The sequence below is a fragment of the Celeribacter halophilus genome (assembly GCF_018860305.1).
GTDB lineage: Bacteria > Pseudomonadota > Alphaproteobacteria > Rhodobacterales > Rhodobacteraceae > Celeribacter > Celeribacter halophilus_A.
Genome location: NZ_JAHKPE010000040.1, coordinates 141,384 through 155,056 on the forward strand (window position 1 = coordinate 141,384; position 13,673 = coordinate 155,056).

Sequence of the window (13,673 nt, forward strand, 5' to 3'; positions counted from 1 at the left end):
TTCGTCCTCTTGTCGTGTCGCGGAGGGAAACGGCATCTCCCGCACCTCCGAACCCTCCGTTCGTGTTTTTGTCCGCTGCGGCCGGTCACCTGACTGCGCGGATATGGCTTGTCCGGCCTTTCCGAGGTGTTCCCCGTGGCGTTGTGAGCCGTGTTAACCGCTTGCAGTTGCAAGGGAAGTGCCGGATTTTTCCGGTCTGCCCTATGGGTTATCGACTCGCGCCGATAGAACCGAAGCAACATCATATAGATGTTTTTGGGGGCGTTCTGTCAATATGTAGTTGGCGCTTGACAGAGAATGAATCAGCCGCGACTCACCGCGCCAGTTCTCGGGTGATCTGCTCTGCCAGTTTTTGCAGCGCCAGTCCCGAAGTTTGAGCGATCCCGCGAGGGGTGGCTTCGCTCAGGGGCACCGAGATTTCGAAACGCTTTATGCGTTCACGGATAACATGGTCATATGACGAAATTGCGAACTGGCCTTTCAGGTCGAACTGACCGGAGGCACGCGCAACCATCTCCGACACCAGCACATGTATCTCAGCCTGCGCCGGAGTTTCAAGAGGCCAAGGCTCGACCGCCACTGTCGCGGAGCCGCCGCGTCCGATGGCTTCGGCAATGCGCATGGTCACGGCGCGGGTTGGCTCGTCGGCCCAGAGCGCATTGTCCAAGGGAGTCAACGCTCCGTCTGCGCCTTCGATCAGGATTTGCGAGTCTTCGGCATAGGCCGGAAGGGACACATCGCGGACTTCCAGTGTCGCCACTTGCATCCGGACTTGCGCGGAGGTCTCGGCAGGTGCGCTGTCAATCAGGTAGCGCGGTTCCGTGCTGCCGCATGCGGTGAGGGCCAGAAGAGCGAGGGGGAGAAAACGAACCATATTGATCACCGTCCAAACAAGAGGGAATTGGGGTTGCGCTCTATGGCGCGGGCCAGTTTGCTGAGCGCTTCGGCGGCGGCACGGACTTCGCGCAGCGAGGAAAGCGTTTCGCGGTTGAAGCTCGATTGCGCACCATATTCGGACAGCGTTTTTTCAGCCTCGGCCACCAGTGCTTCGATACGGGCGGAGAGTTCCGGCAGGTTTGCTGTCGCCTGTTCCACCGCCGCAGAGGCATCGCGTGCTGAAGCGAGCGTGGCGTTGGTGTTCTCGATCAACCCGCCTTCGCGCAATTCGGAGAGCGCGGAGCGTGCTTCGTCCAGCGCGCCGGTCAGGCTGGCGGGCAGGGCGCGGGTGTCCGGCGTGTCGATCAGCCGGTCTGCACCTTCGAGAAAGGCCTGCGCCGCCGCGAGGAACTGTTCGACTTCAAGCGCATTGGCTTTTGCGGTCAGGGCCTGCAAGTCCTCGATCAGAGCGGGCAGGGTCTGCGTGGCCTCATCGATATTGGCCGCGACATCTGTCACCGAGGTGGCTGCGATTTCGGCGGCATCAAGGGCGGCTACAAGCCGGTTCACCGCATCAGCCTGCCGCAACTGCTCGGACACGGCGCGCAGTTCCGAGACGGCTGTATTCAACTCTGCGGGCAGGGCTTGGGTCTCCGGACTGCCGATGAGACCGCGTGCGTCGTCGATGAGCCCGACAAAGGCATCCGGTGCCGCACGCAGGTTTTCATCCCCCGCGAGGCTCTCAACAGCGGCCAGCGTGGCGATGGTCTGGTCCAGAAGCTCCTCGACGGGCAGGTCATTGACCCGTTGCAGCAACCCTTGCGCCGTCGCGCCCACATCGGGCAGGTCCGAGGGGACGGAGGGCAGAAGCGGTGCGGTTTCCGCGAAAATGCCAAGCGTTGCGGGGGCGGCGTCGGGCAATTCGACCAGTTCGACGATGAGCGACCGGCTGAACATGCTCTGCGTGCCCAGTCGCGCCCGCAACCCGTTTTGCACGGCGTTGGAGAAAAAGGCGATCACCTCTGCGGCGGGGGCATCGGCGGCGAGGCCGAGCCTTTGCGGATCGATAGAGATCACGGCGCGCAAGACAACCTCCTGCTCTCCGTCTTTCTCTTCGATGAAAGCTCCGAGGAAGGAGACCGAGCCGATCTTGACGCCCTTATAAACCACCGAGGATCCCGCGCTCAGACCGCTCACGGATTCGTCGAATTCCACGGTCAGATCGACCGCATTCTCGATGCTCTCGCGGAAGACGCTGGCCCGCGCGGTGTCCTCGCCATCGTAAAGGTCGAAAATCTGTCCGGTGCGGACCGGTTCGCCGCCGGAAAACACCGTGTCAAAGGCAATGCCGCCGCGCACGAGGCTGGCGATGGAGCCGACCGAGAGGTTCAGCCCGCCGGGACCGAAGTTCACCGAAAAGCCGGAGACCTGCCAGAAGCGCGTCGCGCTGGTCAGGCGTTGGTCGTAGGGCGCGTTGATGAAGGCATCAACCATGACGCCCTCGCCACTGTCCTGCAAACGCGGGGTCTCGATTTTTCCGACCTCGATGCCTTGGTGGAAAATCGGTGCGCCGGGGACAAGCTGTGTGCCCGCTTCCGTGCGCAGCGTGACTTTGGTGCCTTCCATCCCCGGCAGAATGAGAGGGGTGTCCTCCAGCCCGGTAAATGTCGTGGCGCGGTTCTCTGTCGAGGGGGTGAAGGCCGCTTGAATATAGGCCCCTGACAGCACGGTCGACAGCCCGCTGATCCGGCTTGCGGAGACTTCAGGGCGGACGATCCAGAACTTTGCATCTGCGGGGAGCGAGGCCGCGACAGTGCGATCAATCCGCGCGGTGACCACGACCGAAGAGAGATCCGGCGCGAAGGTGATATCTTCCACCACGCCGATATTCACGTCGCGGTAGCGCAGGGTGGTTTCATCCGCCGTCACACCGGCCGCGTTCTCGAAGAGGATTTCGATGCGTTGCCCGCGTTCCGCCCAGCTTTGCCACGCGATGAACAGGGTGACCACAAGCGCGGCCAGAGGCACAAGCCAGACATAGGACAGGTTGCGCCAGAAGCTCCGCTTTGCCGGTGCGATCACCATGTCTGCGGGCTGGACCGGAGGGGTGGGGTTATTCTCTTGGCTCATCTTCACTCGCATCCCAGATCAGGCGTTCATCGAAACCCAGCGCCGCTATCATGGTAAACGCCACGGAAAGCGCAAAACTTATGGCCGCAATCCCCGGAGTGATTGTGGCGGCGAAATCCAGTCTTACCAGAGAGGACAGGATCGCGACAACAAAGACATCAATCATCGACCAGCGTCCAATGAATTCCACCACTTCAAACAGGGTATGACGATGGTGCGCCGACATGCGCACGCGGCGGGTGACGGTGAGGGCGAGAAAGGCGATGGCGATGAATTTGGCGACCGGTATCACGATGGAGGCGACAAAGACAATTCCGGCCACACCGTAAGACCCGTGATGCATCAACTCGATCACCCCGCCGACAATGGTGTTCTCTGTGGTATGTCCAAGGCTGGCCGTGGCGAGCATCGGATAGAGATTGGCGGGGATATAGACGATGATTCCGGCGATCAGCCATGCCCAGACCTTTTGCAGACTGGCCTTGTCGCGCATCTGTAGCGTGGCTCCGCAGCGCGAGCAGGTGGCTGTGGTGGGCAGATGCACCTTGCCACATTGGGTGCAGCCGATCAGACCCGCGTCTCGCGCGGTCAGGATGTGCGGCGGGCTTCCAGTGTTTTCCAAACGGTCACTCTACTCATGAAATTGTCTTTCAATACGGTCACAACGACCAAGGCGACGAAGGCCCAGAAGGCTGGGCCGAGCGAGACATGGGCCAGACCGGCCACTTTGACCAGCGCAACGGCCACCCCCACGATGAAGACCTCCGCCATAGCCCATGGACGCAGGGCTTCGGCCAGACGAAAGACCTTTGCCGCATGGCGCGCCGGATGCCAGCCAAAGGCCATAGGCCCCAACACATAAAGAAGCGCCAGAAACCGGCTGACCGGCAGAATCACGATCAGCGCCGCCATGGCGATGGTCAGCGGTGCGGTTAATCCGGTGGCAAAGGCCATCACCGTATCCAGCAAAGAACTCCGCCGCACCATGCCTGCCGCGCCGAGTTCTAGAAAGGGGAAAAATACCGCTGCAATCATCAGGATCAGAGCGGCCAGCGCCAGCATGATGATCCGTGTCATGGCCAGCGGGCGCGGGGCCTCGATCACCGTATGGCAGCGGGGGCAGGACGCGGTTTCGCCCGTCTCCACGGATATATCTGCAAGCAAGGCATCACAGGCCGGACAGGCGATCATCCGGTCAAGGTCACAAGAGAGAGGCGCGGGTGTCGACATATAGAGATCTTACCTGCTCTGGCGCGAAACGGAAACCCGTATGCGTGTTCAGGCCCGTTTACGTGTTCAGGAGAGTGCGGCTTTTGGACCGTATCAATGAAAGGGGTGCAAGAAATACGGGTGCGCGCTCAAGAGCGAATCTGGTCTGTTTTGCGATGTGGGGGGATATGGTAGCGGAGGAGGGACTTGAACCCCCGACACGCGGATTATGATTCCGCTGCTCTAACCAACTGAGCTACTCCGCCGAAGTGCCGCGTAGGTAGACTGCCCGGCGCAGAGGGTCAAGAGGGAAATTGAGCGAAATTTGCAGATTGCGCTCAATGCCGTGATCTCTGTGTGTTTCAGTCTTTTGTCACGGTCCACGGCGTGTCGAACCAGTGCTCTTCGAGATTGGCCGTGTCGCCGATCCGGTCCATCACTGCAAAAAGGCCATTGCCCGCAATCGGGGTCAAAACCCCGTGCCATGTGCCCTTGTGAAAATTGATCGCCTGAGCCCCGTTGGTGACAAAGGCGCGGGGCGTGGCGTCGGGTCCGTCCGAGACGATCACAAGGAACGGATCCGCGGACATGGGCACAAAGGCCTGCGAGCCTTCGGGATGGCGTTCGATGAGATCCAGCGTGTAGGGAAAGTCCCGCAGCTGCGCCTTGAAGATCGACAGGCCGACGCGCCCGCCGGTCTCGGGGCTGACATCCACCAAGGCGCGGTCGTGATAGCGGCCACATTTGCCCTGATTGATGATCTTGTCCGGTGCGCCTCTGGCGTCGAGCACATCGCCATATGGGGCAAAGGCGTCCGGCGTCAGAGGTTCTGTGGTGATGGTGCGGCTCATCCCAGTTCCAGTTTGGCGTGACGGTTTACGTCTTTGTAGAGCAGATAGCGGAAGGGCTGGCGACCTGCGGCGTAACAGGCTTGCGGGCAGAAGGCGCGCAGCCAGAGGAAATCGCCTTCGGAGACCTCGACCCAGTCCTGATTGAGCAGGTAAACGCCACGGCCCTGCAGCACATAAAGCCCGTGTTCCATCACATGGGTTTCGGCAAAGGGAATGGTGCCGCCCGGCAGGAAGGTCACGATATTGACGTGGAAATCATAGCGCAGGTCATGAGGGTCGACGAAACGCGATGTGGACCAGTAGCCCGACGTGTTGGGCATCTCAATCGGCGGTTTTTCCATGTCGGCGGTGACGAAACTTTCGGGCATGTCGATGCCCGGCGCCGGTTCGTAGCGTTTGCGAATCCACACAAATGTCGCGGGCGTGTCATTGTCGTTTTGCACCGTGTATTTGTCACCGGGGGCAACAAAGACATAGCCGCCGGGGTCCAGCTCATAGGCCCGCGCTCCGATGGTCACGCGGACATGACCGGCAAGGATGAACAGGACGCATTCGGCCATCGGGTCCGGTTCGGGATCGGAAGAGCCGCCGCCGGGAGAGACTTCGACAATCAGTTGCGCAAAGGTTTCGGCAAAACCTGACAGCGGGCGGGCAAGTGTCCATGCGCGGGTCTTGTCCCAACCGGGCAGGTAGCTCACAACGATGTCCGACATCACCCCGTGCGGGATCACCGCATAAGAGTTGGTGAACACGGCGCGTTCTCGGGCGTGATTGTTTTGATCGGGCAAGCCGCCTGTCGGCGCGCAATAGGAGTATTCGTAGCTCATTGAAATCTCGATTTAGAAGTTCATGTCCTTCAAACGGTGCCACGCGATTCGTTCGACCTGACGACAGGCCGTTTTGAATTCTTCGTCTCTGGAATGTTCCAGTCGGGCGTGGAAAGCCGCGAGGATTGACGCTTTTGTATTGTCTTTTACGGCGATGATAAAGGGAAAGCCGAATTTTTCGGTATATTCGGTGTTCAATTTCTCGAAAGTCGCCCGCTCGTCGTCGGTCAGCGCATCAAGCCCTGCGGAGGCTTGCTCCGATGTGCTTTCCGCTGTCAGACGTTTGGCTTGCGCGAGTTTTCCGGCGAGATCGGGGTGCGCGGTGAGCACGCCGGTTTTCTCCGCCTCGGAGGCCGAGCGGAAGGCGCGGCACAGCGCCGAGTGCGTCCCGATCCAGCTGTCATGCGCCGGCCCGAGTTCCAGCCCCCAAGCACGCTCCGCAATCCACGGGCTATGTTCGAAGATGCCCCCAAACCGCGCGACATACTCTTCTTTCGAAAGCTGGGAGGGCTTTTCCTTGCGGCTATGGGGATGGGTCTTGGCCCAGTGTTTCGCAATGTCGATCCGGCGCGGCGTCCAGACGTCGTCGAAGGTTTTGATATAGTCGATGAATTTCTTGAGGCCCGCGAGTTTGCCCGGACGCCCGATCAGACGACAGTGCAGCCCGATGTTCATCATCTTCGGCGTGCTCTCGGTCCCTTCGGCGTAAAGCACATCGAAAGCGTCTTTGAGGTAGGTGAAGAACTGCTCGCCCGTGATGTAGCCCGGAGATGTGGCAAAGCGCATGTCATTGGCTTCGAGCGTATAGGGGATGATGAGCTGGTCGCGTTCGCCGACTTCGAGCCAATAGGGCAGGTCGTCATCATAGGTGTCGGAAATATAGTCGAACCCGCCTTCTTCAGCGATCAGACGCACGGTGTTTTCCGAGCACCGCCCCGTATACCAGCCATAGGGCCGTTCGCCTGTGACTTCCTCATGGAGACGGATGGCGTCCTGAATGGCGGCGCGTTCCTCGTCTTCGGGCATGTCTTTGTGTTCGACCCATTTGAACCCGTGCGACGCGATCTCCCAGCCGGCATCCTGCATCGCGGCCACCTGTTCGGGGCTGCGCGAGAGGGCGGTTGCGACGCCATAGATTGTCACGGGAATATCCGCGCCGGTGAAGAGGCGGTGAAGCCGCCAGAAACCGGCCCGCGCTCCGTATTCATAGATCGATTCCATGTTCCAGTGACGCTGGCCCTGCCAGATGGCGGCACCGGCGATGTCGGACAGAAACGCCTCTGAGGCCGCGTCGCCGTGGAGAATGCAGTTTTCTCCGCCTTCCTCGTAGTTGAGCACGAATTGCACAGCGACCTTCGCACCGCCCGGCCACTGGGGATCGGGGGCGTTGGCACCATAACCAGACATGTTTCGAACATAACGCGGCGGATTTTTTGGCATTTCCTTTGGCCTTCGTGTTTTTTGACTAAATGCTAGGCTAGCAGAACATCGAATACTCTTTTGTATCCAATCTGACGAGAATGATTGTTGCCGCTGCCCACGCTTTCCGACAGTCTTGAGGGGAAACGCTAACAATTTGGGCAGCTATTCCATGACTTCCGGTTTTTTGACCACCCATGTTCTCGACACGGCCAAGGGGCTTCCCGCCGCGGGTGTCGAGATTGTGCTTTATCGCGTGACAGGCGACAGCCGCGAGAAAATCGCGCGTGCGGTGACGAATGAAGACGGCCGGACCGATGCGCCGATCCTTCCGGCGGAGCAGTTTGAAACCGGCACTTATGAACTGGTCTTTCACGCGGGGGACTACCTGCGCAGGACCGGACAGGCGGGGGATGCGCCCCTGTTTCTGGACCTGATCCCGCTCCGCTTCGGGATCAGTGACGCCGACAGCCACTATCATGTGCCGCTTTTGCTATCACCTTTCAGCTATTCGACTTACCGGGGGAGCTAAAATGAGTTTGCTACCGATTTTCTGGGAATGGGCCGAGTTCGCCCTGCGTTGGCTCCATGTTATTACGGCGATCTCATGGATCGGCTCGTCTTTCTATTTCATCGCGCTTGATCTTGGCCTGCATCGGGATCGCAAACTTGATACAGGGGCCGATGGCGAGGAGTGGCAGGTCCACGGTGGCGGCTTCTATAACATCCAGAAATATCTCGTCGCCCCGTCGCGCATGCCTGAAGACCTGATCTGGTTCAAATGGGAAAGCTATGCAACGTGGCTGTCGGGTTTTGCGCTTATGGCCGTGGTGTATTACCTCGGGGCGGAGCTTTACCTGATCGACCCGAATGTGCTGGAAATGTCGCCCGCTGTGGCGGTGATTGTGTCGATCGTGTCGCTGTCTATCGGCTGGATTCTCTATGATCTGCTGTGTAAGTCCAAGTTCGGAGACGACAATACGCGGCTTATGATCCTGCTCTATATCATCCTCGTGGCGATGGCGTGGGGCTATACCCAAGTGTTCTCCGGTCGCGCGGCGTTTCTGCATCTGGGCGCGTTTACGGCCACGGTGATGAGCGCGAATGTGTTCTTTATCATCATTCCGAACCAGAAGATCGTGGTCGCCGATCTGAAGGCCGGACGCACACCCGATCCGAAATACGGCAAGATCGCCAAGCAGCGCTCGACCCACAACAACTACCTGACGCTGCCGGTGTTGTTCATGATGCTGTCGAACCACTATCCGCTGGCGTTTGCGTCGAAATACAACTGGATCATTGCTGCTCTGATCTTCCTGATGGGCGTCACGATCCGGCATTTCTTCAACACCATGCATGCACGCAAGGGGCTGCTCTGGTGGACATGGGGCGCGACGGTGGCCTTGTTTCTGGCGGTGATGTGGCTTTCGACTGCGGGCATTTACATGCAGGACGACAGCGAAGAAGAGGCCGCACTTGGCCCGATGGCTCAGAAATTCGCCGCCGCAGAAGGCTTTGAGGATGTGCATGACATCGTTGTGACCAACTGTTCCATGTGCCACGCCAAAGAACCCTATTGGGAGGGGATGGCCTCTCCGCCCAAGGGGATCCGGCTCGAAACCACGCAAGAGGTGGCCACATTGGCCAAAGAGATCTGGCTTCAGGCCGGTGTGACCCATGCCATGCCGCCTGCGGGCAGCTATATGTATCTCGATGACGAGAGCCGCACAGCCATTCGCAAATGGTATGAATCGGGTCTCGAAGGCTGAGGCTTGGAGTGCACTACGGTTTCAAAAATTGCCAGCGCGTTTCCTGCCGGTAGGTGTCCTCTGCGCCCAATCGGATAGAGGGGAATGCGGCATGGTTCGGTGCATCCGGCCAGTGTTGCGCCTCCAGAGCCACACCACAAAATCCCACCTCGGGCACACCGCGATGACCCGGCATGTCGCCGCTGCCAATGGGGGCCGCGTCAAAGACCTGTAGCCCCGGGGCGGTCGTCTCCATCCGCATCTCGATCCCGCTTGTGCCGCGCAAAACGGCGGCGGGTTTCATCTTTCGGTCTTCTTGCGACAGGCAGAAGTTATGGTCATAGCGCTGCGCATCCGTGGGGCGCAGCACACGTCCCGCGCGCAGATCAAATCCGGTTCCCGCGACGGGCGTGATTTCGGTCGGAATCATGTGCGCGTCAACCGGCAGGTAGTGCTCTGCATGAACCTGTAGCCAATGCCCGTCCGTGGTGGGTGTGCCGTCGAGGTTCCAATAGGAATGGTTGGCGATATTCATCAGCGTTGGCGCATCTGTGGTGGCGGTGATCACAAGGTCGAGTGTTGCAGGCGCATCCTTGAGAGCCGTCACGCTATACTGCGCGGTCACGCTCCGGTTGCCGGGAAAGCCGCCCTTGCCGTCAGGCAGGTCCAGCGTGAGTGTGACCGAGGTCTCGCTCAGCGCAGCGATGTGCCAAAGCTCTGTATGCAGCCCCTGTTCCCCGCTGTGCAGCAGGGTGGGGCCTTCGTTCGGTTCGAAATGCAGGGTCTCGCCATCAAGCACGGTTCGGGCCTTGGCAATACGGTTGGCGACGGGGCCGACCAATGCGCCGAAGTAATTCATCGGCCCGTGGTCATAGGCCCTTATCTCGGGGCTGCCCAAGGTCAGCCCGTAAGGCACACCGCGCAGGCGCAGATCATTGAGAATGGCGCCATAGGTCAGGATCGTCGCGGAGAGATCGCCCGCGCGCAGCGTGACCGCCTCGACGTTGCGCCCGTCTTCGAGCTTGCCGAAAAGGCGTTTCATGCGGTGATCCGATCTTTGGCTTGGGCAAATCCGGCGTGATACATCGCTGTTTCGTCGGCCTCTGTGAGAGGCACGAACTGGCTTTCCAACGCAACGCGATAGGGTGCGCGGAGGCGGGGCGATCCGATCAGCGCCACGGGCTGCCCCAACCAATAAGCCCGCGTCGCCGCAAGCTCCGCGCCGATCAAAGCGGCGGTGGCGCGGGAGGCGGCTTCCGGTGTGTCGAGAAGATGTTGCACGGTTTCGGCCTGCAAGCAGCCGAGTCTCAAGGCGGCCATTTCGGGGCGGGACATGGTGTCGGAAAGCGCGTCCCTGAACGGCTCGACCTCCTTCAGTGACAGCCCTTCGGTAAAGAGCGCAGACACCAAGGCCCCTGTCAGGACACGCCGCATGGAGACCACTTCTTCGGCGCTCACATGCACCCAAAGCGTGCTGGTGTCCGCCGGTAAACAGAGGATGCCGTCAAACTTGGGATGTAGCGCGATGAACCCCGCGATGGCCACTTCTTCACCATTCGTCACGGTCAGAGGACTGTCCTGTGACAGCGGCGGGATATGTGCGGGGCTGCCTTGCAATACGTCGGGCAGAGGTTTGCAGGGAAGCCCTCGCGCCGTGGCGGGGATGCCCGCGAGGATCATGGGGGCATGTGCTTTAAGGGCGGCTTCCACCCCCGCCTGACAGGAGACGTCCTGCGGCGCGGTGTCTTGTGTGTCCAAAGACCAGAGCCGCAAGGTCTCCTCGTTCCAAATCCCTGCTTTCACGACGATCTCCTGTTTTCTGATGCACGGCGGACAACCGTATGGCCGCATGTATGTCGCAAAGCCCGCTCAGGACTTCAATTCAGCCGGATAGCCCGCCGCCTTGAGCGCAGCCAGAATAGCCTCGTCACCCGCGTCGGAGAACACGTCGATCTCGCGCGCGTCCATGTCGACGTCGATCTCCACAGTGTCATCCACCGCCTCAAGTGCTTCGGTGATTGCGGCCTTGCAATGGTCGCAGCTCATATCGGGAACGGAAAAAACGGACATCTTGTCACCTCTTCGGAAATTTACTGGGCGCTCCTCGCCTCTGCTTGGTCTGTGCTCTACATAAGTAACCGAATTATACTCATAGGCTAGAGTGACAAAATGCACAGCACCCGTTTATCCGTCGAAGGTATGACCTGCGCCTCCTGTGTGGGGCGTGTCGAACGTGCGTTGAAAGGGGTGGAGGGTGTTTCCGAGGCCAATGTGAATCTTGCCACGGAAACGGCGGAGGTGGTGTTCGGTGATGCCGTCACGCTGCCCGATCTGGTCGCGGTGCTGGACAAGGCGGGTTATCCGGCGCGTGTCGAGGAACTGGTTTTCGATATTGAGGGCATGACCTGCGCCTCCTGTGTGGGTCGTGTCGAACGGGCTTTGAAAGCGGAAGAAGGCGTGAGCGCGGCTTCGGTCAATCTGGCCTCGGAAACTGCGACCGTGCAGGTTTTGAGCGGGGTTCAGGACGCGGACAGCCTGACCAAAGCCATTGCGCGCGCAGGATACAAGGCCAGGCCGCGCATCGACCGTGAGGCCGCACCGGTCAACCGGAAGGCCGACGAGGCCCGCGCCTTGCGCAAGCGGCTGATCTGGGCCGTGGCGCTGACCCTGCCGGTGTTCGTGATCGAGATGGGCGGGCATCTGGTTCCTGCGCTGCATCACTGGTGGATGATGGCCGTGCCGGAATGGCTCTGGCGTATGGTGCAATTCGCCCTGACGGCGGTCGTTCTGGCCGGACCGGGGCGTGTGTTCTTTGCCAAAGGCCTCCCGTCACTTATGAAAGGCGCGCCGGATATGAACGCTCTGGTCGCCTTGGGGGCGGGCGCGGCGTTTCTCTATTCCTCGGTGGTGACCTTCTGGCCGCAATCTATCCCGATGGGCGCGCAGAACGTCTATTTCGAGGCCGCCGCCGTCATCGTGTCCTTGATCCTTCTGGGTCGATGGCTGGAGGCGCGAGCCAAGGGGCGCACGGGCGAGGCGATCCGCACCTTGGCTGGAATGCGAGCCAAAACCGCGCGGGTCGAGCGGGATGGTGCGGTGGTCGAAGTGCCGATCGAAGAGATCAAGGTGGGCGATGTGCTTCACCTGCGCCCCGGTGAGAAAATCGCCGTGGATGGCAAGGTGTTGACGGGCGAGAGCCATGTGGATGAGGCAATGATTTCCGGTGAGCCGATCCCTGTGGCCAAGACCGCAGGCCAGCCGGTGATCGCGGGCACGGTGAATGGCGAGGGAGCCATGACCTATCTGGCCGAAAAAGTCGGCGCGGATACGATGCTGGCCCAGATCATCCGCATGGTCGAAGAGGCACAGGGGGCGAAACTGCCGATCCAGTCTCTGGTGGACAAGGTGACTATGTATTTTGTGCCTGCGGTGATGGCCTTGGCGGCGCTCACTGTGGTGATCTGGTTGATGTTCGGGCCGGAGCCTGCGCTGGCACATGCGTTGGTCGCGGGGGTGGCGGTGCTGATTATTGCCTGCCCCTGCGCGATGGGGCTGGCAACGCCGACGTCGATCATGGTGGGCACAGGCCGCGCCGCAGAGCTTGGTGTGTTGTTTCGCAAGGGTGATGCGCTGCAAGGGTTGCAAGAGGTCAAGGTGATCGCCTTTGACAAGACCGGCACGCTGACCGAAGGCCGCCCCGATGTCACCGATCTGGTGACGATTGCGGGTGATGAGGCCGCACTTCTGGCCGAAGTGGCCGCTGTCGAAGCCAAATCCGAACATCCGATTGCTCGCGCTATTGAGCGTGCCGCCGCAGCGCGGGGGCTGGTCCTGCCCGAGGTGGCGAAAGCGCGCGCGATTGCGGGGCACGGGATCAAGGCGCAGGTCGGGGAGAGCGCGCTTCTGGTCGGCAATATGCGCCTGATGACCCGCGAAAAAATTGACACCGCAGCCTTCGAGGCCCCGCTCGCGGCTCTGGCCGATCAGGGGCGCACGCCGGTTCTGGTCGCGCGTGACGGGGTGGCAGCGATGGTGTTGGGGATTTCCGATCCGGTCCGCTCGACATCGCGCCAAGCCATTGCGGCGCTTCATGCGCGTGGCATCAAAGTGGCGATGGTCTCCGGCGATACGCGCCGCGCCGCCGAAGCGGTGGCGCGTCATCTCGGGATTGACCATGTGGAGGCCGAGGTGCTGCCGAAGGGCAAAGCCAAAGCTGTCGCAGCGCTCAGAGAGGCGCATGGTGCAGTGGGGTTTGTCGGTGACGGCATCAACGACGCGCCCGCATTGGCCTCGGCGGATGTGGGAATTGCGGTGGGGACGGGGACGGATGTGGCCATCGAGGCCGCGGATGTGGTGCTGATGCGCGGCGATCCCTGCGCGGTGGTGACTGCTGTGGATGTGAGCCGCAAGACGATGGGCAATATCCGCCAGAACCTCTTCTGGGCCTTCGCCTATAACGCCGCGCTTATCCCCGTGGCGGCAGGGGTGCTCTACCCGTCCTTCGGGGTGCAGCTCTCGCCGATGCTTGGGGCGGGTGCGATGGCGCTGTCGTCTGTTTTCGTGGTGTCCAACGCCCTGCGCCTGCGCCGCATTCCCACCGCAATGTAGGTCTG

The 13,673-nt window shown here is 60.7% G+C and carries 13 protein-coding genes, 1 tRNA gene and 1 riboswitch; of the genes, 3 read left to right on the forward strand and 11 right to left on the reverse strand.

Annotated features, from left to right (window positions below; genetic code table 11):
- Window positions 1-62: 62 nt before the first annotated feature.
- A riboswitch (cobalamin riboswitch) is annotated at window positions 63-250 on the reverse strand.
- A 63-nt stretch (window positions 251-313) separates the two neighbouring features.
- The 8 genes from KO492_RS17815 to puuE all read right to left on the reverse strand — a co-directional run bounded on the left by KO492_RS17815 (window position 314) and on the right by puuE (window position 7,333).
- Window positions 314-874 (reverse strand): PqiC family protein, encoded by a 561-nt coding sequence (locus KO492_RS17815; protein WP_216046208.1) that lies wholly within the window; start codon window positions 872-874, stop codon window positions 314-316.
- Window positions 875-879: 5 nt separating this feature from the next.
- Window positions 880-3,006, reverse strand: a complete 2,127-nt coding sequence (locus tag KO492_RS17820) for an MlaD family protein (RefSeq protein WP_216046209.1) — start codon at window positions 3,004-3,006, stop codon at window positions 880-882.
- Complete coding sequence (locus tag KO492_RS17825; protein ID WP_216046210.1) at window positions 2,990-3,628, reverse strand: paraquat-inducible protein A; 639 nt, start codon at window positions 3,626-3,628, stop codon at window positions 2,990-2,992. Before KO492_RS17825 ends, KO492_RS17820 begins: the two co-directional genes overlap by 17 nt.
- The gene (locus tag KO492_RS17830) at window positions 3,595-4,236 is read right to left on the reverse strand and encodes a paraquat-inducible protein A (protein ID WP_066602638.1); all 642 of its coding nucleotides are present in this window, start codon (window positions 4,234-4,236) and stop codon (window positions 3,595-3,597) included. Before KO492_RS17830 ends, KO492_RS17825 begins: the two co-directional genes overlap by 34 nt.
- Before the next feature lie 168 nt (window positions 4,237-4,404).
- A tRNA-Met gene (locus KO492_RS17835) sits at window positions 4,405-4,481 on the reverse strand.
- A gap of 96 nt (window positions 4,482-4,577) precedes the next feature.
- Window positions 4,578-5,066 (reverse strand): ureidoglycolate lyase, encoded by a 489-nt coding sequence (locus tag KO492_RS17840; RefSeq protein WP_216046211.1) that lies wholly within the window; start codon window positions 5,064-5,066, stop codon window positions 4,578-4,580.
- Window positions 5,063-5,893 (reverse strand): bifunctional allantoicase/(S)-ureidoglycine aminohydrolase, encoded by an 831-nt coding sequence (locus KO492_RS17845; RefSeq protein ID WP_216046212.1) that lies wholly within the window; start codon window positions 5,891-5,893, stop codon window positions 5,063-5,065. The genes KO492_RS17840 and KO492_RS17845 overlap by 4 nt, the downstream gene beginning before the upstream one ends.
- A gap of 12 nt (window positions 5,894-5,905) precedes the next feature.
- Entirely contained in the window at window positions 5,906-7,333 is a 1,428-nt protein-coding gene (gene puuE / locus KO492_RS17850; RefSeq protein WP_216046213.1) for an allantoinase PuuE, read from the reverse strand.
- Between the two features lie 151 nt (window positions 7,334-7,484).
- Between puuE and uraH the strand changes: the two genes are divergently transcribed.
- Both uraH and KO492_RS17860 read left to right on the forward strand, forming a co-directional pair.
- Window positions 7,485-7,844: a hydroxyisourate hydrolase gene (uraH, locus tag KO492_RS17855; RefSeq protein WP_066602654.1), complete on the forward strand. Its 360-nt coding sequence runs from the start codon at window positions 7,485-7,487 to the stop codon at window positions 7,842-7,844.
- Window position 7,845: 1 nt separating this feature from the next.
- Window positions 7,846-9,081, forward strand: coding sequence for a urate hydroxylase PuuD (locus KO492_RS17860; RefSeq protein WP_216046214.1), 1,236 nt, complete (start codon window positions 7,846-7,848; stop codon window positions 9,079-9,081).
- Window positions 9,082-9,094: 13 nt separating this feature from the next.
- Here the strand turns inward: KO492_RS17860 and KO492_RS17865 are convergent, their stop codons facing one another.
- The 3 genes from KO492_RS17865 to KO492_RS17875 form a co-directional block, all read right to left on the reverse strand.
- The gene (locus KO492_RS17865; RefSeq protein WP_216046215.1) at window positions 9,095-10,102 is read right to left on the reverse strand and encodes an aldose epimerase family protein; all 1,008 of its coding nucleotides are present in this window, start codon (window positions 10,100-10,102) and stop codon (window positions 9,095-9,097) included.
- Complete coding sequence (locus KO492_RS17870; protein WP_216046216.1) at window positions 10,099-10,863, reverse strand: 2-dehydro-3-deoxygalactonokinase; 765 nt, start codon at window positions 10,861-10,863, stop codon at window positions 10,099-10,101. The genes KO492_RS17865 and KO492_RS17870 overlap by 4 nt, the downstream gene beginning before the upstream one ends.
- A gap of 66 nt (window positions 10,864-10,929) precedes the next feature.
- Window positions 10,930-11,130 carry a heavy-metal-associated domain-containing protein gene (locus KO492_RS17875; RefSeq protein ID WP_216046217.1) on the reverse strand — a complete coding sequence of 67 codons (201 nt, stop codon included), beginning with the start codon at window positions 11,128-11,130 and terminating at the stop codon, window positions 10,930-10,932.
- A 99-nt stretch (window positions 11,131-11,229) separates the two neighbouring features.
- Between KO492_RS17875 and KO492_RS17880 the strand changes: the two genes are divergently transcribed.
- Window positions 11,230-13,668: a heavy metal translocating P-type ATPase gene (locus KO492_RS17880; protein ID WP_216046218.1), complete on the forward strand. Its 2,439-nt coding sequence runs from the start codon at window positions 11,230-11,232 to the stop codon at window positions 13,666-13,668.
- The last annotated feature ends 5 nt before the right edge of the window (window positions 13,669-13,673 follow it).